The 24,518-nt window shown below is 73.2% G+C and carries 16 protein-coding genes; 11 read left to right on the forward strand and 5 right to left on the reverse strand.

Annotated elements, in window-relative coordinates; translation table 11 throughout:
• The first annotated feature begins 160 nt into the window (after positions 1-160).
• From mca to purE, 7 genes are all read left to right on the forward strand, one after another.
• Positions 161-1,042 (forward strand): mycothiol conjugate amidase Mca, encoded by an 882-nt coding sequence (gene mca, locus AB0M79_RS20645; protein ID WP_364215909.1) that lies wholly within the window; start codon positions 161-163, stop codon positions 1,040-1,042.
• A 123-nt stretch (positions 1,043-1,165) separates the two neighbouring features.
• Positions 1,166-1,459, forward strand: a complete 294-nt coding sequence (locus tag AB0M79_RS20650) for a hypothetical protein (protein WP_364215912.1) — start codon at positions 1,166-1,168, stop codon at positions 1,457-1,459.
• Between the two features lie 252 nt (positions 1,460-1,711).
• On the forward strand, positions 1,712-4,243 hold the full coding sequence (locus AB0M79_RS20655) for an EAL domain-containing protein (protein ID WP_364215915.1): 2,532 nt from the start codon (positions 1,712-1,714) through the stop codon (positions 4,241-4,243).
• 498 nt (positions 4,244-4,741) lie between these two features.
• On the forward strand, positions 4,742-5,434 hold the full coding sequence (locus AB0M79_RS20660; RefSeq protein WP_357533825.1) for a C39 family peptidase: 693 nt from the start codon (positions 4,742-4,744) through the stop codon (positions 5,432-5,434).
• A 195-nt stretch (positions 5,435-5,629) separates the two neighbouring features.
• Complete coding sequence (locus AB0M79_RS20665; RefSeq protein WP_364215919.1) at positions 5,630-7,618, forward strand: thioredoxin domain-containing protein; 1,989 nt, start codon at positions 5,630-5,632, stop codon at positions 7,616-7,618.
• Positions 7,619-7,673: 55 nt separating this feature from the next.
• Positions 7,674-8,840: a 5-(carboxyamino)imidazole ribonucleotide synthase gene (locus tag AB0M79_RS20670; protein ID WP_364215922.1), complete on the forward strand. Its 1,167-nt coding sequence runs from the start codon at positions 7,674-7,676 to the stop codon at positions 8,838-8,840.
• Positions 8,837-9,349: a 5-(carboxyamino)imidazole ribonucleotide mutase gene (purE, locus tag AB0M79_RS20675; RefSeq protein WP_364215925.1), complete on the forward strand. Its 513-nt coding sequence runs from the start codon at positions 8,837-8,839 to the stop codon at positions 9,347-9,349. Before AB0M79_RS20670 ends, purE begins: the two co-directional genes overlap by 4 nt.
• Positions 9,350-9,526: 177 nt before the next feature.
• On the opposite strand, the gene AB0M79_RS20680 is transcribed toward purE, so the two are convergent.
• Together AB0M79_RS20680 and AB0M79_RS20685 are read right to left on the reverse strand one after the other, a co-directional pair.
• Positions 9,527-14,581, reverse strand: a complete 5,055-nt coding sequence (locus tag AB0M79_RS20680) for a zinc ribbon domain-containing protein (RefSeq protein ID WP_364215928.1) — start codon at positions 14,579-14,581, stop codon at positions 9,527-9,529.
• Between the two features lie 328 nt (positions 14,582-14,909).
• Positions 14,910-16,337 (reverse strand): UDP-glucose/GDP-mannose dehydrogenase family protein, encoded by a 1,428-nt coding sequence (locus AB0M79_RS20685; RefSeq protein WP_364215931.1) that lies wholly within the window; start codon positions 16,335-16,337, stop codon positions 14,910-14,912.
• A gap of 301 nt (positions 16,338-16,638) precedes the next feature.
• Between AB0M79_RS20685 and AB0M79_RS20690 the strand changes: the two genes are divergently transcribed.
• Entirely contained in the window at positions 16,639-17,802 is a 1,164-nt protein-coding gene (locus tag AB0M79_RS20690; protein WP_364215934.1) for an acyl-CoA dehydrogenase family protein, read from the forward strand.
• Positions 17,803-17,872: 70 nt separating this feature from the next.
• Here the strand turns inward: AB0M79_RS20690 and AB0M79_RS20695 are convergent, their stop codons facing one another.
• Positions 17,873-19,069: a hypothetical protein gene (locus AB0M79_RS20695; protein WP_364215937.1), complete on the reverse strand. Its 1,197-nt coding sequence runs from the start codon at positions 19,067-19,069 to the stop codon at positions 17,873-17,875.
• Between the two features lie 107 nt (positions 19,070-19,176).
• Positions 19,177-19,785 (reverse strand): hypothetical protein, encoded by a 609-nt coding sequence (locus AB0M79_RS20700; protein WP_364215939.1) that lies wholly within the window; start codon positions 19,783-19,785, stop codon positions 19,177-19,179.
• A gap of 133 nt (positions 19,786-19,918) precedes the next feature.
• Between AB0M79_RS20700 and AB0M79_RS20705 the strand changes: the two genes are divergently transcribed.
• From AB0M79_RS20705 to AB0M79_RS20715, 3 genes are all read left to right on the forward strand, one after another.
• Complete coding sequence (locus tag AB0M79_RS20705; protein ID WP_364215941.1) at positions 19,919-21,232, forward strand: acyltransferase; 1,314 nt, start codon at positions 19,919-19,921, stop codon at positions 21,230-21,232.
• A gap of 151 nt (positions 21,233-21,383) precedes the next feature.
• A complete protein-coding gene (locus AB0M79_RS20710) occupies positions 21,384-23,354 on the forward strand; it encodes an acetoacetate--CoA ligase (protein WP_364215944.1) in 1,971 nt (656 codons plus the stop codon).
• A gap of 38 nt (positions 23,355-23,392) precedes the next feature.
• The gene (locus AB0M79_RS20715) at positions 23,393-23,779 is read left to right on the forward strand and encodes a hypothetical protein (RefSeq protein WP_364215947.1); all 387 of its coding nucleotides are present in this window, start codon (positions 23,393-23,395) and stop codon (positions 23,777-23,779) included.
• 34 nt (positions 23,780-23,813) lie between these two features.
• On the opposite strand, the gene AB0M79_RS20720 is transcribed toward AB0M79_RS20715, so the two are convergent.
• On the reverse strand, positions 23,814-24,506 hold the full coding sequence (locus AB0M79_RS20720; RefSeq protein ID WP_364215950.1) for a TIGR03089 family protein: 693 nt from the start codon (positions 24,504-24,506) through the stop codon (positions 23,814-23,816).
• Between the last annotated feature and the right edge of the window lie 12 nt (positions 24,507-24,518).

The raw sequence follows: 24,518 nt of genomic DNA on the forward strand, positions 1-24,518 counted from the left end.
TACCTGGACAGGTCCATCATCGCAGGGCGCCGTCGGCCCGATGCGCCGGGTGCTGTCAACCGGGTGCGGCGGATCTGACTTGCAACAGGTGCGACGATTGCAAAAGTTGTGTCGTGCCGGGCCACGCCGGCCCGGCGAGGGTACGGACTAGGGAGTCCCGTTGGCAGAGCAACTGCGCCTCATGGCCGTGCACGCCCACCCCGACGACGAGTCGAGCAAGGGTGCGGCCACGATGGCGAAATACGTGGCCGAGGGCGTCGAGGTGCTGGTCGTGACCTGCACCGGCGGCGAACGGGGCAGCGTGCTCAACCCCAAGCTCGACCGGCCGGACGTGTGGGAGAACATCGCCGAGATCCGCCGCGCCGAGATGGACGCCGCCCGGGCGATCCTCGGCGTCGAGCAGGCCTGGCTCGGCTTCGTCGACTCCGGGCTGCCGGAGGGCGACCCGCTGCCGCCGCTGCCCGAGGGCTGCTTCGGCCTACAGGACGTGCAGGTCGCCGCAGGCCCGCTGGTGCGGCTGATGCGCGAGTTCCGTCCACACGTCGTCACCACCTACGACGAGGACGGCGGCTACCCGCACCCCGACCACATCATGTGCCACAAGATCAGCGTCGCCGCGTTCGAGGCGGCCGGTGACCCGGACCGCTTCCCCGATCTGGGCGACCCGTGGCAGCCGCTCAAGCTCTACTACTGCATGGGCTTCTCCAAGGCCCGGGTGGTCGCGCTGCACGAGGCGATGCTCGCCGCCGGCCTGGAGTCGCCGTACGCCGAGTGGCTGGAGAAGTGGGAGGACCGGGGGGACAAGGGGCCCCGGGTCACCACCCGGATCGAGTGCGCCGACTACTTCCCGGTACGCGACGACGCGCTGCGGGCCCACGCCACCCAGGTCGACCCCGACGGCTTCTGGTTCCACGTGCCGCTGGAGGTGCAGCGCAAGGCGTGGCCGACCGAGGACTTCGAACTGGTCCGCTCGATGGTCGACAGCCCGGTGCCGGAGTCCGACCTCTTCGCCGGTATCCGGGAGACCATCCACGCACGCTGAGCAGGGCCAGGCGTACGGTGGACGGCACACACGTACAACGTCGGACCGGTCGCGGGAGGCGCGCCCGGTCCCGGCGCAGGATCCGTTGTGCGCTCGGGCGTACGTCGCGATGGAGGAACCGTCATGTTGACCGCGGCCCAGGTGCTGGCCCAGAACAACTTCGGCAACACCCGTAGCGGGGGCCTCGCCGGCCCCATGGGGCTCTTTCTCATCATCCTGCTCGCGATCGCGACGGTGCTGCTGATCCGCAACATGAACAGCCGCCTGCGCCGGCTGCCCGAGCAGTTCCCGGCCCCCGGCGCGGACGCGCGGCCCACGGCGGTCGACGCCGGGGCCGTGGCGGTCGATGCCGGGGTCCGGCCGACCGAGACGACCGGTGAGCCGACGGATTCGACGCAACAGCAAACCCGTCGATAGAGTTCCCTCCGAAACGGTCGCGGGTGTCCACCATCTGGGCGGTGGCCACGTCCACGACCACGGTTCGGGCAAAAGGGCACGACGCCCCCTGTTGCACCCTTGCGCTTTGGCTTAGCCTTCCGCCGGGGGGACCAACACTCCCGATGCCGCGCGCGGAAGGGGGGCGCCGATGAGCATCCGATCCGCCGCGCGGTCGTCGTCCGGGGCGGTGGCGGCCCCGCCGTGCCGGCGGCCGGCAGACGGAGGCGGTCCGTGACGTCGGGCCAGGCGTGGCCCGCCCCATCATCCGCGCCGTCCGGTCTGCGCAGGATCGTCCCGCTGACCGGCGCGGTCCTGACCCTCGCGATCACCGCCGTGGTGCTCGGCCCCATCTTCGCGGGCGGCAGCCCGGGTGGAACGTCCGACCTGCTGGCCAGGCTGGGAATCGTGGCCGTGGTCTTCGCCGCCGGCCAGTTGGCCCGGCTGCGGCTGCGGGTCGGCTCCGGCGGTGTCAGCGTCACCTGGGGCGAAGCCGCCCTGATCGTCGGGCTGCACCTGGTGCCCGCCGGTTGGCTGCCCGCCGCCACCCTCGTCGGCGCCGGGGTCGCCTGGAGCATCCTGGCGGCCCTCGACGGCCGTCGCGGCGTGCTCGAGGTGCTGCACTGCGTCGCGTCGCTGACCACGGCGGTCGGAGTCGCCGCCGCCGTCACCCAGGCGCTCGCCCCGCCGCTCGGGGCACCGCTGTCGCCGACGCTGGCTGGTGCACTGCTTCTCGGGGCGGCGACCTACCTGGCGACCACGACGGCACTCGCCACCGTCACCATGGTGATCCGCTACCGGCGGCCGGCCGGACCGCTGCTGCTGCGCATCCTGCGCGGGAAACTGCTGATGTTCGCCGGCAACGTCCTCGTCGGCCTGGCCGCGATCGTCATGATCGACAGTGATCCCCGCTGGCTGCTGCTGGTGCCGCCGGCGCTCTGGCTGCTGCAACAGACCTACCTGCACCGGTTCCGGGCCGACGACGAACGGGAGGCGTGGAGCACCCTCGCCACCGCCGTCGGCGGCCTCAACCGGCTCGACGAACGGGCCGTCGTCAGCGCCGCGCTCGAGTCCGCCAACCGGGTGTTCCGGGCCGAACGCGTCGAACTCGACGTCACCCGGGCCGACGGCAGCCGGCGGCGTTACCGGCTGGCTTCCGACGGCGAACTCGCCGTACGGGCCATTCCGGCCGACACCCGCCCCCACGCCGACGACCAACTGCACAACGTCGAGCTGACCGCGGGCGGCACGAGGGTCGGCGACCTGCGGGTCAGGTTCTCCCGCGCGGCCACCCCGGGACACCGCGAAGAGGCCGCGTTGTCGATCTTCGGTGCGGCGCTGGCCACCGCGCTGCACGACGCGATCATCCACCGCGAGCTGCGCATCCTGACCTCCCGGTCGGCATACGAGGCGGTGCACGACCCGCTCACCAAGCTGGTGAACCGGGCGGCCATGCTCAGCAAGGGCGACGTCGCGCTGCACCGGCTCACCCACGAGCATCCGGTCGCCCTGCTGCTGCTCGACATCAACAACTTCAAAGAGGTCAACGACACGCTCGGGCACGCGGCCGGTGACGAACTGCTCCAGGTGACCGCCGGCCGCCTCAAGGCCAGCATGCGACCCGGCGAACTGCTCGGCCGGCTCGGCGGCGACGAGTTCGCCCTCCTGGTCACCGCCGTGCCCGTACGCGCCGACACCGCGGGCAGTGGCTCCAGCCTGCCGGCGGCGATGCGCCGGGCCCGGGACATCGTCGAGCGGCTCGCCGTGCCGGTCGAGGTCGCCGGGGTCAAGATGTCGGTGGAGGCGTCCGTCGGCGTGGTCGTCGCCGGTGCCGGTGCCGCCGACATGACCGAGCTGCTGCGCCGGGCCGACATCGCCATGTACCAGGCCAAGAACGGCGGCAGCAACATCGCCTCGTACGACAGCGGCCGGGACGCGGCCAGCACCGACCAGCTCGCCCTGCTGGCCGAGCTGCGCGAGGCGCTCGCCGTCGACAACCAGCTCGTGCTGCACCTGCAACCCGCGGTCGACCTGGTCACCGGCGAGCCGACCGGCGTCGAGGCCCTCATCCGCTGGCACCACCCGCGGCGGGGCACGCTCGGCCCCGGCGACTTCGTACGGGCCGTCGAGGGCAGCGACCTGCTCGCCCCGTTCACCCGGTACGTCGTCGACCGGGCGCTCACGGTCGCGGCCGAGTGGGCCCGCGCCGGCCTCGACGTACCGATCTCGGTCAACCTGTCGGCCCGCAGCCTGCTCGACCAGCGCTTGCCCGCCGAGGTCGGCGAGTCGCTGCGCCGCCACCAGGTGCCGGCCCACCGTCTCGTCCTCGAGATCACCGAGACGGTCGTGATGAGCGAACTCGACGTGATCGACGACGTGCTGGCCGACCTGCGGGCGTTGGGCGTTCAGCTTGCGGTCGACGACTTCGGCACCGGTTTCTCGTCGCTCAGCTTCCTGGCCCGGATCGCCGTACACGAACTCAAGGTCGACCGGTCCTTTGTGATCGGTATGGTCGATTCGCCGGAAGCCGCGGCGATTGTCCGGACCACCGTCGAGTTGGCCCACGAACTGGGCCTGCGGGTCGTCGCCGAGGGGGTGGAGACGGCCGACCAGCGGACCGCGCTCGCCGCGCTGGGCTGCACCTCGGCGCAGGGCTACCACTTCTTCAGGCCGATGCCCGCAGACAAGATCGTGGCGGTGTTGCGCAACATGTCCGACTCGGCGCAGGCGCAGATCCTGCCGCTGCGGGTGGACGGCGTCTCGTAGTTTCCGCCTGACCGGGCGGAATGGCTGCGATGTCGCGAAAGAGTGCGGCGGGTTACGTGACGTATTGCGCCTGATGTGCTGGATGTCCGATATTTGGGTGGCCCCCGGGGTGCCGTGGCGGAATGGCGGGCGGGCCGGGGTGGTTATGCCATCCACGCGAGCCGGTAGCACCGACCGGACGTGTTCGCAAGACCCGCCGGGTGGCGGCGGCCGGAATGCCGGCCCGGCCCGCGTGGTTATGTCTCCCCGCACGACCCCGGAACCACGAACCGCGACCGGGTCAGCCCCGCCGGAATGCCGGCCGGGCGCCCGCGGTTATGTACCCCGCTCGACGTGGTAGCGCGCCGCGGATCGGTGCCCGGCGGAATGCCGACCGGGTCCCCGCGGTTATGTGAGTTCGCTCCGGTACCAAGCACGGACGCGCACAGGTCCTGCCAACCCCCGGCCGGACCGCATCTTCCCCCCATCCCTTCCCCCGGGACGAGAGAGGTGTGCAACATGACCCCCATCAAGCAGTGGATCCCCACCGTCTTCCAGGCTCCGGTCATCCGCAAGGCCGCCCTCGGCGTCGCCGGGCTGGCCATGGCAGGCGGCGTGGTCGCCGGCCCGGCCACCATGGCCCACGCGGCCACCCCGACCGCCGACAAGCCGACCACCACCGTCGCGGCGGTCAGCCAGGACAAGCGCACCAGTGCCAAGGAACTCGACTTCGACTACGAGTTCCAGGAGACCTACTACTACTGTGCCCCGGCCGCGACCAAGATGGCGCTCTCCGCGCAGGGTAAGGACTTCAGCCAGGACGAGATGGCCCGCAAGCTGGGCACGACCGAGGCGGGTACCGACTCCGCGGTCGAGACCACCCGGGTGCTGAAGGACGTGACCGGTAAGGACTACCGGACCGTGGAGATCAGCGGTGCCCAGGCCGACCAGGGGCAGACCGACCAGCTGCGGACCGACGTGGTGCGGGCGGTTGACGACCAGCGTGCCGTGGTGGCGAACGTCGCGGGTAGCGCGGCGGACGTGGACGGCGACCGGCACTCGTACGAGGGCGGCCACTACATCGCCGTGACCGGGTACGCCGACGGCGGCGACAAGGTCAAGATCGGTGACTCGTGGTCGGACAAGGGCGAGTACTGGATCAGCACCGACGCGCTGGCCGACTGGATCGCCTCGCGCGGCTACTCCGCCTGATCCCCGCGATGCCCAACTGAACAGACCTGATGAGGGCCGGCCTTCGGGCTGGCCCTCATCGTCATGTCCGCGTTCTAGCGAAAACGCTATAGAACGCAGCGTTAGCCGACCCCCGGACCTCCGTGGTCGGGGTGGAGGCGGGCGTCGTCGGGGTGGAGGCGGGCGTCGGGCGGGCCGGTGTGAGAGGTTGGACGCATGAACCGGCTCGGTGGCGCGACCTCACCGTATTTGCAGCAGCACGCCGACAACCCGGTGGACTGGTGGCCGTGGTGTGCCGAGGCGTTCGAGGAGGCGCGGCGGCGCGACGTACCCGTGCTGATCTCGGTCGGCTACGCGGCCTGCCACTGGTGTCACGTGATGGCGCACGAATCGTTCGAGGACGAGGCGGTCGGCCGGCTGCTGAACGACAACTTCGTCTCGATCAAGGTCGACCGGGAGGAGCGGCCCGACGTCGACGCCGTCTACATGACCGCCACGCAGGCGATGACCGGCCAGGGCGGCTGGCCGATGACGGTCTTCGCGACGCCGGACGGCACCCCGTTCTTCTGCGGCACGTACTACCCGCGTGCCAACTTCGTACGGCTGCTCGAATCGGTGACCACCGCGTGGCGGGACCAGCGTGACGCGGTGGTCGAGCAGGGCGCCGCGCTGGTCCAGGCGATCGGAGGGGCCCAGGCGGTCGGCGGCCCGGCGGCGCCGCTCACCGCCGAGCTGCTGGACGCCGCCGCGACCCAGCTCGCCAAGGAGTACGACGGCACCAACGGCGGGTTCGGCGGCGCCCCGAAGTTCCCGCCGCACATGAACCTGCTCTTCCTGCTGCGCCACCACCAGCGCACCGGCGACCGGCAGAGCCTCGAACTCGTCCGGCACACCGCCGAGGCGATGGCCCGCGGCGGCATCTACGACCAGCTCGCCGGCGGGTTCGCCCGCTACTCGGTCGACGCGCACTGGACCGTGCCGCACTTCGAGAAGATGCTCTACGACAACGCGCTGCTGCTGCGGGTCTACACCCAGCTGTGGCGACTCACCGGCGACCCGATGGCCCGCCGGATCGCCGCCGAGACCACCGAATTCCTGCTCGGTGACCTCGCCACGCCGGCCGGTGGACTGGCCAGCGCCCTGGACGCCGACACCGACGGGGTGGAGGGCGCCACCTACGCCTGGACACCCGACCAGCTCGTCGAGGTGCTCGGCGACGACGACGGCCGGTGGGCGGCCGACCTGTTCGCCGTCACCGCCACCGGCAGCTTCGAACACGGCACCAGCGTGCTACGGCTGGCCCGCGACGTCGACGACGCCGACCCGGCCGTACGGGACCGGTGGCGGCGGGTCCGGGAACGGCTCCGCACCGCCCGGGCGGCCCGACCGCAGCCGGCCCGCGACGACAAGGTGGTCGCCTCCTGGAACGGGCTCGCGGTGACCGCGCTCGCCGAATACGCCGTACTGACCGGTGACACCGCCGCCGGCGACGCCGCCGTCCGGATCGCCGGGGTGCTCGCCGACCGGCACGTCGTCGACGGGCGGCTGCGCCGGGTCTCCCGGGACGGGGTGGTCGGCGACCCGGCCGGGGTGCTGGAAGACCACGGCTGCGTGGCGGAGGCGTTCGCCGCCGTACACCAGCTCACCGGCGACGGTCGGTGGTTGGCGCTGGCCGGGCAGCTGCTCGACACCGCGCTGGCCCGGTTCGCCACCGGTGCCGGCGGGTTCTACGACACCGCCGACGACGCCGAACAACTGGTCACCCGGCCCGCCGACCCGACCGACAACGCCACCCCGTCCGGCCAGTCGGCGCTGGTCGCTGCGCTGGTGACGTACTCGGCGCTGACCGGGGAGCCGCGCTACCGGCAGGCGGCGGAGACGGCGCTGGCGACCATCGCGCCGATCGTCGCCCGGCACGCCCGCTTCACCGGCTACGCGGCCGCGGTCGGCGAGGCGCTGCTGTCGGGGCCGTACGAGATCGCCGTCGTCACCGACGACCCCGCCGGCGACCCGCTGGTCGAGGCGGCCCACCGGCACGCCCCACCCGGGGCGGTGATCGTCGCCGGGGAGCCGGACCGGTCGGGCGTACCACTGCTCGCCAGCCGGCCACGGGTCGACGGCCGACCCACCGCGTACGTCTGCCGCGGCTTCGTCTGCGACCGCCCGGTCACCGACGCCGCCGACCTGGTCGCCCAACTGACCTGATCCGGTGACGGCCCTGGTGGGGCCGGCGGTGGCGCGTAATAGGCTTGCGCGCGTTATGGATACCCGCACCGGTCTGCCCACCGTCGGCATGGTGGGCGGCGGCCAGTTGGCCCGTATGACCCACCAGGCCGCCATCGCCCTCGGCCAGTCACTGCGCGTCCTCGCGACCTCGCCCGAGGACGGCGCCGCACTCGTCGCCGCCGACGTGCAGTACGGCGACCACACCGACCTCGCCGCGCTGCGCACCTTCGCCAAGGGCTGCGACGTCGTCACCTTCGACCACGAACACGTGCCCACCGGACACATCCGGACCCTGGAGGCCGAAGGCGTACGCCTCTATCCGGGCTCGGACGCGCTGCTGTACGCCCAGGACAAGCGGGCGATGCGCGAGCGGCTGGCGCAGCTCGGCGCGCCGGTGCCCCGCTGGCGTTCACTGGCCGGGCCCGACGACCTCGCCGGCTTCGGCGCCGAGGTCGGCTGGCCGCTGATCGTGAAGGCGACCCGGGGCGGGTACGACGGCCGGGGCGTGTGGCTGCTGGCCGGCCCGGACGAGGCCGCCGAGTTGTTTGCCAGCGGCACCGAGCTGATCGCCGAGGAGCGGGTCGACCTGCGCCGGGAACTGGCGGTGCAGGTGGCCCGGTCGCCGTTCGGCCAGGTCGCCGTCTACCCGGTCGTCGAGACGGTGCAGCGCGACGGCATCTGCGTCGAGGTGCTGGCGCCCGCCCCCGACCTGCCCGAAGACCTGGCTCTCAGCGCCCAGCAGTTGGCGATCGACATCGCCACCTCGCTCGGCGTCGTCGGCCTGCTCGCCGTCGAACTCTTCGAGGCCACCGGGCCGGACGGCGCCGCCCGGCTGGTGGTCAACGAGCTGGCGATGCGGCCGCACAACTCCGGGCACTGGACCATCGAGGGGGCCCGGACGTCGCAGTTCGAGCAGCACGTGCGGGCCGTCCTCGACTATCCGATGGGCGAGACCGCGCTGGCCGCGCCGGTCGTGGTGATGGCCAACGTGCTCGGTGGCCCCGATGGCGGGATGCCGATCGACGAACGGCTGCACCACCTGTTCGCCGCCGATCCGGGCGTCAAGGTCCACCTCTACGGCAAGCAGGTGCGACCCGGCCGCAAGATCGGGCACGTGACCGTGCTCGGCGAGGACCTGACCGACGTACGGGCCCGGGCGGCACGCGCCGCGCGCTGGCTGCGTGAGGGGAGCGAGGCATGACCGCCGTTGGCCTGATCATGGGCAGTGACTCGGACTGGCCGACGATGAAGGCGGCCGCCGACGCGCTCGACGAGTTCGGGGTCGGCTTCGAGGTCGGGGTCGTGTCCGCGCACCGCACTCCGGTCGCGATGATCGAGTACGGTCGCGCCGCCGCCGACCGGGGCCTCAAGGTGATCATCGCCGGTGCCGGTGGCGCCGCCCACCTGCCCGGGATGGTCGCCTCGGTGACGCCGCTGCCGGTGATCGGGGTGCCGGTGCCGCTGAAGCACCTCGACGGCATGGACTCGCTGCTGTCCATCGTCCAGATGCCGGCCGGCGTGCCGGTCGCCACCGTGTCCATCGGCGGGGCGCGTAACGCGGGGCTGCTCGCCGTACGGATGCTCGCCGCCACCGACCCGGATCTGCGGGCCCGGATGGTCGCCTTCCAGGCGGGCCTGGAGGCACTGGTCGCCGAGAAGGACGCCGCCCTGCGCGCCACTCTGACCACCCGGCCGGCACCAACCGCCTGAGGCCGCCCGCCACTCACGCCACCGAGCCGGTGCTACGGCAAGCGCCGGCCAACCCCTGCACACGTGGCCTGCCTAACGCCCGGTAAAACCCGCCACGTGGCCCTGCGTAGCGTCCGGTCAAACCCGGCACGTGGCCTGCGCAACCACCGACCAACGCCCGATGACCATCCGAATCAATCATTTCATCCTGAAGAGCGCCCCCCGGACCCGATCTTGGGTGCGGCGCCGGCGCTCGTTGCTGGCGCCGAGTGCGACCAGCACGATGCCGGTCGGGATCAGCAGCCACCAGCCGCCGGCCAGGGTCAGCGCGTGCAGGGCCACCAGGGCGGTCGCGATCGCCCCGGTGACGACCGGGGCCTGCCGGCGGGTCACCGAGCCGACGATGAGGGTGGCGACCGCGCCGAACAGAAGCAGCACCCGCCGTGTGGTGCTGGTGTCGGTCGCGATCATGATCACCAGACTGGGCAGGAACGCGGCCACCAGGGCCGGTCCGAACGCCGCCCAACTGCCCAGGTCGGAGCGCTGGCGCAACTCCATGAGCCCGACCAGCAGCGCGAGCACCGCGAAGGGCAGTGTGTAGGCCTCCGGCAGCGCCACGTCGGCGAGTCCCATGAGCAGCCACCAGGCGCTGATCTCACAGCCCACCGCCGCCCAGAACAGGATGCGGCGCTCCATCGGACCCCGCCCCGACCGGATCGCGGCCACGCCGAGCACCGCGCCCCACGCGGCGAGCAACGCCGCCACGTGGCGGGGGGAGTCGTATGCCAGCGCCGCCGCGATGAGTGCCGCCGAATACCCGCTCCACTCCACCGTCGACGCCTCGCGGGTCGCCTCCGGCTGCCGCAGTCGTGGCAGCCGGGCCGCGACGAGCAGCAGGACCGCGCCGACGCCCAGCACGCCGAACGCCGACCAGGCGGGGTCGAAGCCGGCCGCGACACCGATCGTGAAGACGAAGAGTTGAGCCATGACCGAGGCGAACACCCAGCCCAGGATGCGAGCCCGGGCCGACCGCCCGAAGATCGCGGCGACCGCCCCGACGGCGACCGCGCCACCGAGGGCGAGCAGCGTCAGGTCGGCGGTGGCCAGGCTGCCGGCCAGGCCGGCCCCACCGCCGGCGAGCCCGATCACGAAGACGATCACCCGGGCGACGCGTACGGGGCGGGCCCGGTCGGTGTCGGGCGGTGGCGGGGTCAGCGCGAGGCCGAGCATCGCGATCGCGAACACGGCGAGAGCGGCCAGGGTGGCGTTGGGCCAGCCGAGCCCGAGCGAGGTCGGCGCGATCAGCAGGGTGAGGGCGGTGCCGGGCAGCGAGACCGGGATCGCCTCGGTCGGCCGCCCGCCGCTGAACCCGACCGCGGCCAGCGCCGTCGCGACGGTGAGCAGGAGCGCGGTGAGCACGTTCGTGGGCTCGACGACCGCGGCGCCGGGGCCGGCCGGGGGACCCTCCCAGATCTGCCACAGGGTCTGGTAGGGCTGGACCAGCGCGGCCAGCAGAGCCGGCGCGATCGTGACGAACGCGAGGATGGTCGGCACCGTGGCGATGACGATCGCGCCCCGGACCGGGCTGATCGACCACCGGGTGACCGGGGCGTCCGGCAGCCGGCGCATCACCCCGCCGAGCATGACCGTCCACCGGTGCACCGGCTCGCCCCCGGAACCGGGTGGCGGGGTCGCCGCGCGCAGCAACTCGGCGAGGACGGCCAGCAGCGCCGCCGCGGCGGCGTACACGCCGGTGGGTGCGTCGGTCGGCAGGGAGACCGCGGCGGTCACCGTGGCGCCACCCGCGATGCCGATGGTCGCGTACGGCAAATAGCGCGGCACCTCGCGGCTGACCAGGGCGAGGATCGCCACGCCCAGGGCCGACCCGGCGAGCGCGGCGGTGAGTACGACCGCCTCCGTCCAGTTGAACTCGGCGGCCAGGGCGGCGAGCGCGCCGGGCAGCGCCAGCAGGGCACCCCCGGTCGCGGCGCCGCCGATCGTGGCCAGGTGCGGCGGCATCGGGTCGGCGTCGGAGGGCAACTCGACCGGCCCGTCGTCGTCCGGCAGCGTGGCGACCATCCGGGCGAGCACCGCCACGACGGTCCCGACCAGGGCGATCACCCCGAGTGCGGCGGCCGTCGTCCACGGCCGGACGAGGCTCGCGCCGACCGCGTGCAACGCGACCGCCGCGGCGACCGCGGCGCGGGTGAGGCCGGCGCGTGGATCGGCGGCGGCGACGGCGAAGATGCCGTAGCCGGTGGCGACCAGCCCGCCGACCACGATCGGTGACCACCACGGCATGCCGAACGCGGCCGGGGTGCCGATGGTGGCGAGAGCGACGCAGACCCCCGCGACGTCGTACGACCACGGGCGGGGGAGCACCACCGCGGCGGCGCCGGCCAGCAGCACCAGGGCGGCGGGCATCTGCCAACCGGTGCCGCCGGCCTCGGCGACCGGCCACGCGTCGAGGTCACCGGCCCAGATCGCCCCCGGGGTGGCCAGTACCCGCAGCCCGCCACTGACCGCGGTCCAGCCGGCGATCACGGCGATCACGGCCCCGCTGACGGTGACGCCGAGGATCGGGCCGCGCCGCCACTCCACCGGCATCGCCCGTACGGCGAACGCGACGACCAGGATCAGCGCGGCGGTGACCACCAGTTCGGCCTCGGGCAGCAGGATCGTGGCGATCCGGCCGAGGGTGCCCACCAGGGCGGCGGTCGCCGCCGCGGCGGCGAAGTCGGGCCCGTCGAAGAGCCGGTCCGCCCGGCGCCCGGCGTCGATCGCCGGGGAGAGCAGGAGGAGGGCGGCGGCCACGACGAGCAGTGCCGCCACCCACGCGTCGGTCACCGTCGCGCCGGGTGCGCCGAAGGCGACGGCGGCGACCGCGAGGGCACCGAGGCCGCTGCCGAGGGCGAGCGGCGGGCTGATCTGCCGCTTCGCGACCTGGGTGACCGCGGCGTAGCCGAGGGTGGCGCAGACGGCGAGGAAGCTCGCGGCGAGCACCGGCAGGGTGGCGGACTGCAACTCCCCCGTGGTCGGGTTGGCGTCGACCGGTATCGAGGCCGCCACCAGCGCGGCCACCGCACCCGGCGCGGCGAAGGCGGCGCCACCCGCCGCCCAGGGGCCGACCACGTCGGCGCCCGTGCCCGGGGCGACCGTGTCGGTGGCGGCCAGCAGGGCGACGAGCACACCGCCGACGGTCAGCGCGAGGAGCGCGGCGGCGGTCAGGCCGGGGCGGGCGAGCGCGGCACCGGCGCCGGCGAAGCCGACCAGGCCGGCGCCGACGAGATGCACCCGGGCGGCCCGGTCGCTGTCGGTCCACAGCCCGGCCGCGCCGATCCCGATCGCCGCCAGCACCGGCGGCCACGGCGCCGCCCACCACGGCAGGGCGAGCGAGGCGGGCGCGGCGAGCGCGGTGAGGGCCACGCCGGCGACGGCGAACTCCCGGCGCACCTCCGCCGGCAGCGACAGGACGGCGGCGACGGTGAGCAGGAACGCGGTCGCGGCGAGCTGCCATCCGGTCGCCGCGACCGACTCGGCCAGCACGTGGGGGTAGTCGACGAGGTCGGCCGCCCAGACCGGGGTCGCGGCCCGGATCGGGGCGAGGGCGGCCCGGATCGCGCTGCCCGCGACCACCACGCCGATGACGACGAGAGCGGCGACCGAGGCCAGCTGCGGCCCGCGCCGGGCCCAGGCGGGCAGGGAGCGTACGCCGACCCCGGTCAGTGTGATCACGGCGGCGATGACCAGCAGCGCGCGGCCGGGCAGGGCGAGAGCCGCCACCCGGCCGGCGGCCCCGATGACGGCGAGGGTGAGGATGCCGGCGGCCAGATCCGGCAGCGGCGGCTGCCGCAGCGTGTAGGCGCCGAGCAGCCCGACCAGGGCGGCGATCACCAGCGTGACACCGGCCCGGGCGGCGGCGGGCACGGTGTCGGCGTCGACGAGCGCGGCGACGGCGTAGACCAGCGCGGCACCGATCGCCAGGCCGTGCAGCACCCAGGTCAGCTCACGTAGCCAGAACGTCGCGGGGGCGGCCGCGGCGACGGGCTCCGCGGGCCGGGGTTTCGCGGGCTCTTCGTCGACGTCGGCGAACGCCTGCCCGGTGTCGTCGGCGTCCAAGGTGCCGAACGGATCCCGGGCACGGCGTTTCGCGGTGCCCGGCGGCTCGGCGGTGACGACCGCGTCGGCCTCTTCCGGTGCGCTTTCCGGCCGGTCGGTGCCGGGTTCGGCGCTGGCGGGTGCCGCTCCCGTCCCGGTGTCGGCCACCGGCCCGGGGCGGCGGCCCAGCCACGGCGGCAGCACCAGCCGGCCCGGCTGGGCGAACAGTCGGACGAGGTAGAGGTCGAGGGCGGCCACCGCGCTCAGGGTGATCGCCCAGCCGGCCGGTCCGAGAATCCAGTCGTACGCCAGCAGCGGGATGATCGGTTGCACGGCGAGCACGGTCGCCCAGCGGGGCACGGTCAGCCCGGTCGCCGAGGTGTACGCGGCCGCGATGCCGGCGGCGACCGCGAACGTCAGCGCGCCGAACACGGCCCCGGACAGCACACCGGTGCGTACCGACTCGGCGGTCCACAGCGCGTAGCCGGTCAGCGGCACCAGCAGGAGGCCGACGCCGGCGAGCGTCTCGGCGGTCGAGGTCAGCGCCCGGCGGGCCATCAGCGGCGCCGCGAGCAGCAGCAGCCCGGTGGCGGCGACCAGGATGGTCATTCGGCTCAGCGTGTCGAGCGTGCTGATCGCCACGACGGCGAAAACCACCGCGGCCACCCCGAGCAGCAGCGCGCCGAGACCGAGCAGGATGTTCTGCACCTCGCGCTGCGACGCCTCGGGACGTGCTTCGGGGTCGTCGAGATCGGCGACCCGGGGCGCGTCGTCCGGTGGCGGCGGTGGAGGCCGGTCCCGGTCGCCGCCACCGGTCTGCCGTGGGATGCGCCACGGCGGTGGCGGGCCGGCGTCGGCGGTCGGTGGGCGCTGCCCGGGCCGGCGACGCAGCACCCGGCGTGGCTTGGTCGCGCCCTTGGCCCGCTTGTCGTTGGCGTGCGCGAGGATGTCCCGCTGGAAGACGGCCGCCTGAAGCTTCGAGGCGATCTGCTTCTGCTCCTTGGCGATCGCCACGTCGCGGGCCTTCATCTCGGCGATCGACCGCTCGATGCGGGCCAGATCATCGGCCCACGTTCCCTGCGCCTCACCGCAGTGCGGGCACTCGGGGGCAGGTTCGATCTGCCGACCGCACGAGGGGCACCGGTATGTGGTCACTGGCACCTCCTCGCCTCACGTCGCCGCCGGGACGATCCCGCCGCGCAGACCGCCGGCACGGCCACCGGACCGCGCCCCCGGCCGTACCGTCGCCTCCGGTCACGCGTTCATGACCGTCGGCCACGGTCGGCCAGGCCCTGTCACCCCGGCACCGCGCTGCACTGTGGACTCTCCACCCACGAAGCATGCCCAACCCGGGTCAGGGTTGAACAGTCCTTACGGGCGTGTCCGCGCATCTTCTCGATCGGCGCTCGCCGCCCGGCGAACGAAAACGCCGGCCACGGCCCCACACGGGGCCACGGCCGGCGCCACGGTTTCGAAACGTCGATCAGGGGCGACCCATGCCCCGGTAATCCCAACCGGCACCGGTCCAGAGCGTGGAGTCGAGGCAGTTCCGGCCGTCGATCACCCGGCGGCCGCCGACGATCTCGCCGAGCGCGACCGGGTCGGCGTTGCGGAAGTCGGCCCACTCGGTGAGGACGCAGACCAGGTCGGAGTCCTGCACGGCGGCGTTCATCGAGGTCTCGTAGCTGAGATCCGGCAGCGTCCGGCGGGCGTTCTCGTTGCCCTCCGGGTCGTAGAGGTGCACGTCGGCGCCGGCCTTCGCGAGCATCGCGGCGACGGCCAGCGACGGCGCGTCGCGTACGTCGTCGGTGTTCGGCTTGAAGGTGGCGCCGAGCACGGCGATCCGGGTGCCGGACAGGTCCGGTCCGGCCGGGCCGACGCGCCGGTCGAGCAGTTCGGCGGCGAGCGTCAGCACCCGGGTGCGGCGCCGCAGGTTGATCAGGTCGACCTCGTGCAGGAAGCGCAGCGCCTCCCCGGCACCCAGCTCCTGGGCGCGGGCCTGGAAGGCCCGGATGTCCTTGGGCAGGCAGGCGCCGCCGAAGCCGAGGCCGGCCTGGAGGAAACGGTTGCCGATTCGCGGGTCGTAACCGATCGCCCGGGAGAGTTGGGTCACATCGCCGCCGGCGACCTCGCACACCTCGGCCATCGCGTTGATGAACGAGATCTTGGTGGCCAGGAACGCGTTGGCCGCGACCTTGACCAGTTCGGCGGTGGCGAAGTCGGTGACCACCAGCGGGACCTCGCGGTCCTCGGTGGCGGCGAGGTCGAAGACGCCCTTGTGCGCGGCGTAGAGCATGCCGTTGGCCCACTCGCTCTTCACGCCGACGACGATGCGGTTGGGCCGCAGCACGTCCTCGACGGCGAAGCCCTCCTGCAGGAACTCGGGGCTCCAGGCCACCTCGATGCCGAGGTCGGCGGGGGAGTGTTTGCCGACGAGCTGCTCGACCCACTCGGCGGTGCCGACCGGGACGGTGGACTTGCCGACGATCAGCGCCTTGCGGGACAGGTGCGGCGCGAGGCCGGTGACGGCGGTCTCGACGTAAGACAGGTCGGCGCCCATCCCGTCGGCCCGCTGCGGGGTCCCGACGCAGATGAAGTGGACGTCGCCGAACTCGGCCGTCTCCTGGTAGGAGGTGCTGAACCGCAGCCGGCCGGCGGCCAGGTTGCGGCGCAGCAGCTCGTCCAGGCCGGGCTCGTGGAACGGCACCGAACCGGCGGCCAGCTTGGCGATCTTGGCCTCGTCGACGTCGAAGCCGATCACCTCGTAGCCCAGCTCCGCGAAGCAGATGGCGTAGGTCGCACCCAGGTAACCGGTGCCAAGGAAGGTCAGCCGCGGGCGCGGTGCGCCGGACGGTGGGGAGACCGCGGGGATGGCCGGCATGGGCTGGCTACTCGGGTACGGGATCGTCACGCGTGGATTCTCCGCTCGCACAGGGCGGCGCTTGTTGCGTCGCAGTCGGGGGCGCCCAATCGGCGCTGTCTCGGACATCTTGTGTTGTATGTCTCAATGGCTGTCTCGTCCGCGCGATCCAGCCTCGGGACCCGCGTGAACCGGCGTCGGCCGCGAGGTGGCGCAGGCGACCATAGTGGCTCAGCCTACGCGGCGGTAGGGGTTGCCGTGAGCATGGTCGGTATCCTCACATGCGCGTGGCAGCCCACACGTGAGCAGGACGCTACAGATACGTTCCGCGGGGGCCAAGGGGAGGGCCAGAATGACGACAGAGGCGCTGTTCGACGCATACCGGCTTCCGGAAGAGCACTCCGACATCCGGGCGGCCGTCCGTGCGGTCTGCGATGCCAAGGTGGCCCCGAACGCCGCGCACGCCGACGAGACCGGCGAGTTTCCGACCGGGTCGTACGACGCCCTGCGCGCCGCCGACTTCCACGCCCCGCACATCCCGGTCGAGTACGGCGGCGCCGGCGCCGACGCGCTGGCCACCGCCATCGTGATCGAGGAGGTCGCCCGGGCCTGCGCGTCGTCCTCGCTGATCCCGGCGGTCAACAAGCTGGGCACCATGCCGCTGCTGCTGGCCGGCTCCGAAGACCTCAAGCGGCGCTTCCTGACGCCGGTCGCCAGCGGCGAGGCGATGTTCTCGTACTGCCTGTCCGAGCCGGACGCGGGCAGTGACGCCGCCTCGATGTCGACCCGGGCCGAGCGTGACGGAGAACACTACGTCCTGAACGGCGTGAAACGGTGGATCACCAACGCCGGGGTCTCCGAGTACTACACGGTCTTCGCGGTGACCGATCCGGCCGCCCGTTCCCGGGGCATTTCCGCGTTCGTGGTCGCCAAGTCCGACCCGGGAGTCAGCTTCGGTGCACCGGAGAAGAAGCTGGGGATCAAGGGCTCACCGACCCGCGAGGTCTACCTCGACAACGTACGCATCCCCGCCGACCGCATGATCGGCGCGCCCGGCACCGGCTTCGCCACCGCCATGCAGACCCTCGACCACACCCGGGTCACCATCGCGGCCCAGGCCGTCGGCATCGCCCAGGGCGCGCTCGACTACGCCAAGGGCTACGTCAAGGAGCGCCACCAGTTCGGCAAGCCGATCGCCGACTTCCAGGGCATCCAGTTCATGCTCGCCGACATGGGCATGAAGCTGGAGGCGGCCCGCCAGCTCACGTACGCCGCCGCCGGCCGGTCCGAGCGCGGCGATGCCGACCTGACGTACTTCGGCGCGGCCGCGAAGTGCTTTGCCTCGGACGCCGCCATGGAGATCACCACCGATGCGGTGCAACTGCTCGGCGGGTACGGCTACACCCGGGACTACCCGCTGGAGCGCATGATGCGCGACGCGAAGATCACTCAGATCTACGAGGGCACCAACCAGGTGCAGCGGATCGTGATGGCGCGGCAGCTGCTCCAGGGCTGACCGGCCGGCGCCGGTCCGGCCGGCTCAGGTTCGTCCGGCCGGCTTGGTCCGTCCGGCCGGCGGAGGTTCGTCACAGGCGCCGGGTCACGTCCGGATCGACCGGCGGCGCGGTCGGCGTCGAATGGCCGGGCGGCGGGTACGCCGCCGGTGGCGGCGGTGTGTCGCGCAGCCGGGCGGTCACCTCGTCGATCCGCTCCGTCACCTCGTCGATGCGTCCGGTGGCCCCGATCCGTTCGGTGACCTCGTCGGCCATGGCCGGCCGGGCAGGAGCGGGTTCGCCGGTCGTCGGCGTGGCGACCGTGGGGTGCTCGTCGCCGGGCGGGTGGAGGACCGTGGTGGCCTCGCCGTCGGCGGCGGACGCGGGCGCACGGAACGGGACCGCGACGGCGGCGGTGTCCGGCTCGGGCGACGGCGTGCCCAGCGCCATGGTGGCCTCGGCGTCCGGCTGCGCCGGTTTCCGCAGGTCGGAGGTTGGCTGATCGGGCGCCACGAATGCCGGGACCGCCGGCGGCGACAGGCGGGCGGTGGCGTCGGTGTCCAGTTCGCGCCCCGCCGGCCGGAGCGGCGGGAGCCCGGCCGGGGCCGGCACCCCGGAAGTGGGTGCGGCGTTGGCCGGGGTGGGTACTGCGGGCGCCGGCTCGGTGCCGGCCGGGGCCGACCGTCCGGCGTTTCCGGCGGCCGGTGCGAACCTGGCGGGCGGTGACGGGAACCCGGCGGGTGATGGGGTGGATCCGGCGGCCGGCCCGCTCCGCGGCGCGAACCCGGGGACACCCGAGGTGGGGCTCGGCGCCAGGTGGACGGTCGCGTCGCCGGGCGCCGGGTGCGGCGGGGCGTACGACCCGGGCGGTGGCGGGGCGGAAACCGCCGGCACCCGATCCTGGCCGCGCCAGCGGCGTGGGCTGAGCCCGGTGGCGAGCAGCGGTACGGCCAGCACCGCCGCGAGGCCGCCGGCCGGTGACGCCAGCGTGAGGTCGAGGCCGAACAGGTCGTCCGGCAGCACGCGGCGTAGCGCCGGGAGGTCGACGGTGGCCCAGGCGGTCATCGCGAGCAGCAGCAGCCCGGCCAGGATCGGCCCGGCCGGAGAGGACCGGGGGAGCAGCAGCAGCGCGAGCAGTCCACCGGCACCGAGCAGGGCGAGGAGACCGAGGAACACCTCCGGCCCGGGGCCCGCTCCGGCCCGGGCGTACGCGGTCAGCCCGATCGCGGTCAGCACCCAGGTGAGGGGGGTGACGAGCAGGGCCAGGGCCAGCGATCCGATGTGGCGCATCCGACCTCCTACGGGTTGCCGCCATCGGCACCGTACTCCGGTCGGGCAAGGCCGTTGATCATCCGCGCGGCCCCCGCCGGGCCGGCGATCGGGGCTCTGACCTGGCCCTACGGCGAGCCCGAGTGGGGGGCCGGAGGGGGTGGTGGCGGGTCGTACGGGTAACCGAGGCTCGGCGGCCGGGCCTCCTGGTCGGGCGGCCCGGTCGGCCAGTCGAGCGTCGGGTCGTCGTGGCTCCGCTCGCCGTAGCCGGGCGGCGGATAGCCGGCCGGCGGCGGGGGCAGCACCACCGGCCGCGGCCAGCGCCGCCACCGCTTCGCGCTGAACGTCGCCATCACGAGCAGGCCGCCGAGGAAGAAGAGCGTGCCGTTCTCGAGCGGCTGGCGCAGGTCGACCGGGTCGCCGAAGAGTCGCCAGCCGGCGGGTACGGCGTCGCGCACCGCGAACGGGTCGGCGAACAGCGCCGCGTACGGGAAGAGCAGCAACAGGCCGGCGAGGAGTGGCCCGAGCGGTGAGATCCGCAACGTGGCGACCAGGCCGAGGACGATCCCGCCGGCGCCCAGGTAGACCGCCGGTTGGACGAGGTCGGCCCCGTTGAACCGGTCCGCCTCGAACCAGGCCGAGACGGTACGACTGGAACCGCCCTGCCCGAGCGCGACGAGCACCCAGGCCAGGGGTGCGGCAACCGCCCCGGCGAGCAGGCTCAGGATATGTCGCATTCACGCACCGTATCCGCCGCGTGCCACCCGGAGGACCAGGTGACGGCGCTGTCGAGGGGCGGAATCACCCGCGATCGACTAGTGTAAATAACCTGAAGAGTACGGACATATACCGATCGGTTAGGGTCGCCAGGTGTCCAGTCCCTCCCCAACGTACCTCGCCAATGATGGACAAAAGGGTCGTCTCGCCAGCCTGGACGGCCTGCGGTTCGTTGCCGCCCTCATGGTGGTTCTCTTCCACTTCGTGGCGACCGGCCGTGACGCCTGGGGAGAGGACCCGCGTCCCCTCTTCCCGGTGCTGCACCTGATCGCCTCGTACGGCTGGCTCGGCGTCGAACTGTTCTTCGTGATCAGCGGCTTCGTCATCTGCATGAGCGCCTGGGGCAGGTCGCTCGGCGACTTCTTCGTCTCCCGGGCCAGCCGGCTCTACCCGGCGTACTGGCTGGCGGTGATCGTCACCACCGTCGCGCTGCGCCTGTTCGAGTCGCCGGAGCCGGTCCCGTCGATCCGGGCCGCGCTGCTCAACCTGACCATGCTCCAGGACGCCGTACGGGCGCCGCGGGTCGACGGCGTCTACTGGACGCTCTGGATCGAACTCTGCTTCTACCTGCTCTTCGCGCTCGTCGTGTGGCGTGGCCTGACCTACCGCCGGGTGGTGGCGTTCTGCCTGCTGTGGACGGTCGCCTCGGTCTTCGCCCTGTATGCCGACAACCCGGTCGTCAACCTCTTCCTCAACCCCCGCTACTCCAGCTACTTCATCGGTGGTGTCGCCATCTACCTGATGACCCGGTTCGGGCAGAACCTGCTCCTGTGGGGCATCGTCGGGGTGTCCCTGCTCCGGGCGCAGTACGACATCACCGAGCAGATCAACGCGATGGGCGGCTTCGCCGGCCAGGGGCTGTCGTGGCCGGTGGTGGCCGCTCTGATCACGGCGTTCTTCCTGGTCGTGGCCGCGATCGGGCTCGGCTGGCTGCCCGCCGTCCGGTGGCGCTGGCTGACGCTCGCCGGGGCGTTGACGTATCCGCTCTACCTGACGCACAAGCTCGGCCTGATGGCGATCGTGCAGTGGCGGGACAGCGTCGACCAGTGGGTGCTGCTCGGCGCGACGACGGCCGGCACGCTGGTCGTCGCGTGGCTGGTGTACCGCCTCGTCGAACGCCCCCTGATGCCGCTGCTGCGCCGGCTGCTCAAGAAGTCGTTCGCCGACCTGCGCGGGCCGACCGACCGGGCCCCGGCCGGCGCCACCTCGGCCGCCGGCCCGCCGATCCGCACCGCGCCGGTCGCCGTCGACCCGGACCGCGGCGCCGCGGGCACCGGCGAGCAGCGCATGGTCACCGTCGCCGGCCGCCCGGCCGGCACGCGGACCGTACCCGAGCAGAGTTGGCCGCCGCGGGAACGGGGCCCACGCCCGGCGGCGGCCGGCGCGGACCGGCGTCGCGACCCCTGATCATGGCCGCCGCCGACATGGTCGGCGGCCAACTGTGTGGAGCGCCCACGCGTCGCCGCCCGCCCGACGGCCAGACAATGACCGTCCGGGGTAGGGCAGGATGTCGGCACGGGTCGGCACACCGCCGTGCCGGCCGGGGAGGAGGGCGACGGTGCAGGGCGAGATCCTCTGGACGCCGCGGGCCGATGTGCGCGAACACACACGTATCGGCGACTACCTGAGGTGGCTCGGGGAGCGACGCGGCCTCGACTTCGCCGACTACGACGAGCTGTGGCGCTGGTCGGTCACCGACCTCGACGCCTTCTGGCGGTCGATCTGGGACTACTTCGAGGTGATCGCGCACACCGCGCCGACCGCCACCATCGAGGATCCCGCGATGCCCGGCACCCGCTGGTTCCCCGGCGCCACCCTGAACTACGCCGAACACGTGCTGCGGATGCCGGGCCTCGCCGACGACGCCCCGGTGGTTGTGGCACACAGCCAGACCAGGGCACCGGTCACCCTGACCGCCGCGCAACTGCGCGAGCGGGTACGGCGGGTCCGCGCCGGCCTGCGCCGGCTGGGGGTCGGCCCCGGCGACCGGGTCGCGGCGTACGCGCCGAACATCCCGGAGACCTTCGTGCTGATGCTCGCCACCGCGAGCCTCGGCGCAATCTTCTCGTCGTGCGCGCCGGAGTTCGGCACCCGCAGCGTCACCGACCGGTGGCAGCAGATCGAGCCGACGGTGCTGGTGGCCGTCGACGGCTACCGCTACGGCGAGAAGCCCATCGACCGGCGGGCCGAGGTCGCCGCGATCCGGGCGGCGCTGCCGTCGGTCGTACACACGGTGTTGCTGGGGTATCTGGACCCGGCCGCGACCGGCGACGGGACGCTGACCTGGTCGGACCTTGCCGCCGACACCGACGAGCCGCTGGCCTTCGAGGCTGTGCCGTTCGACCACCCGCTCTACGTGCTGTACTCGTCGGGCACCACCGGGCTGCCCAAGCCGATCGTGCACGGACACGGCGGCATCCTGCTCGAGCACCTGAAGATGCTCGCCCTGCACCACGACCTCGGCCCGGGAGACCGGTTCCTCTGGTTCTCCACCACCGGCTGGATGATGTGGAACTTCCTGGTCAGTGGTCCGGCGGTCGGTGCGGCCATCGTGCTGTTCGACGGCAATCCGGCCCACCCCGGGCTCGACGCGCTGTGGCGGCTCGCCGAGGAGACCGGCACCACCTACTTCGGCACCTCCGCGCCCTTCCTGCTGGCCTGCCGCAAGGCCGGGCTGGTGCCGTCGGAGGTCGCCGACCTGCGGGCGCTGCGCGGCCTCGGCTCGACCGGGGCGCCGCTGCCGGCCGAGGGGTTCCGCTGGGTCTACGAGACGGTCAACCCCGACCTGCAACTCCAGTCGCTGTCCGGCGGCACCGACGTCTGCACCGGCTTCGTCGGCGGGGTCGCGCTGCTGCCGGTGCACGCCGGTGAGATCGCCTGCCGCTGCCTGGGCGCGAAGGTCGAGGCCCGCTCGGCCGACGGCACCCCGGTCGTCGGCGAACTGGGCGAACTGGTGATCACCGCCCCGATGCCGAGCATGCCGGTCGGGTTCTGGGGCGACACCGACGGGCGGCGCTACCGCGAGGCGTACTTCGACGTCTATCCGGGCGTGTGGCGGCACGGTGACTGGATCACCGTCAGCGAGCGGGGCACCTGCGTCATCACCGGTCGCTCCGACGCGACCCTCAACCGGGGCGGGGTACGCCTGGGCACCGCCGAGTTCTATTCGGTGGTGGAGGGGCTCGACGAGGTCGCCGACTCGGTGGTCGTGCACCTGGAGGACGACGAGGGCGGCGCGGGCGAACTGCTGCTGTTCGTGGTGCTCCAGGGCGGTCGTGAGCTGGACGACGAGCTGCGCCGCCGGATCTGCCGGGAGCTGCGTACGGCGCTGTCGCCGCGGCACGTGCCGGACGAGATCCACCAGGTGGGCGCGGTGCCGCGCACCCTGTCGGCGAAGAAGCTGGAGGTGCCGGTCAAGAAGATCCTCACCGGCACCCCGGTCGAGTCGGCGGCGGCGAAGGGGGCCCTGGCGAATCCGGAGTCGTTGACCGCCTTCGAACGGTTCGCCAAGGAGCGGAACGCCGGCTGACCCATCGGCCGACGGAGACCAACCGGTCGTGTGGCAACGTGCCGACGGGACCGTGCGTCTTCATCTTCGTGGGCATCTACCTGCGGCTGACCATCACTGACACGCTCGGCACGCGTGTCGGTGGCCACCATTCGTTCAGCCCGCACGCGCGGGTCACCCGGACCTTCTGGTACCGGGTGCCCGGCGAGTGGGTGGCCGGCGGGGTGCTCTGCCCGCGTCGGCGGGACCAACTCGTCGACCGCCTCTACGAGCCCGGCTGGCGCGACGGCGGCCCGGGCGGCAGCGCGTACGTGATCCTGGATCTCCAGGACAAGGTGCTCAGCGCCGAGGAGGTCCTGGACCGGCCGTGGCTCGGTGACCGGGCCGGCTTCTTCGTGTGTGCCGAGGACGGTTCGCTGCGCGAGGTCGTCCCGGCCGAGCTGTGACCTGAGGACCGGCGGCGGCGCCGGTCGCCGCGGGTCAGGCCAGCGTGACCGTGACCCGTTCGGCGGCGACCCGGCCGGGCAGCCGGTCCGGGTCCAGCCGGCCGCACAGGACGGTGCTGGCGCCGGCCACCAGCGGGGCGAGCAGCCAGTCCAGCGGCTCGGGGTGCCGGGCGGCGTCGAAGAGCACCCGGTCGCCGGCCGACAACCCCAGTTCCGCCGCCCTGGCCACCGCCCGCACCGCCAGGTCCGCGCCCTGCCCGTCCCGCCGTGGGTACGGCGTGAAGTGGTCGCCGTGGGCCCGTACCTCGACCACGTAGTCGACCCAGCCGGCCGGCACCTCGCGCAGCGGCATCGCCATCGGGGCCAGCGACAGCGCGAAGCGGTCACCGGACGGCCAGGCGGCCGCCTCGTCGACCCGGTCCGCGGCGGCGAAGAGCACGTCGACCGGGGCGGGCCCGTCGAATGCCACCGACGCGCCGGCGGACCAGCAGCCGAGCAGCACCGCGGCGGTCTGCCAGTGGGGCGGGAGCAGTGCGGCGGCGGTGTCCCCCGGGGCCAGTCCGGCCGAGTCGACGAGCAGGTTGGCGGTCTTGGCCACCCAGTTCGCCAGCGTGGCGCCGGACAGTTCGGTGCGGTCGCCGGTCGCGTCGTCGTACCAGGTCAGCAGCGGGCGGGTGGGGTCGGCCGCGACGGTCGCGGCGAACCGGCCGGCAATGTCGTCGTTCATCGCGGGCGACGA

Origin of the sequence: Polymorphospora sp. NPDC051019, assembly GCF_040683055.1 — a bacterium.
GTDB lineage: Bacteria > Actinomycetota > Actinomycetes > Mycobacteriales > Micromonosporaceae > Polymorphospora > Polymorphospora lycopeni.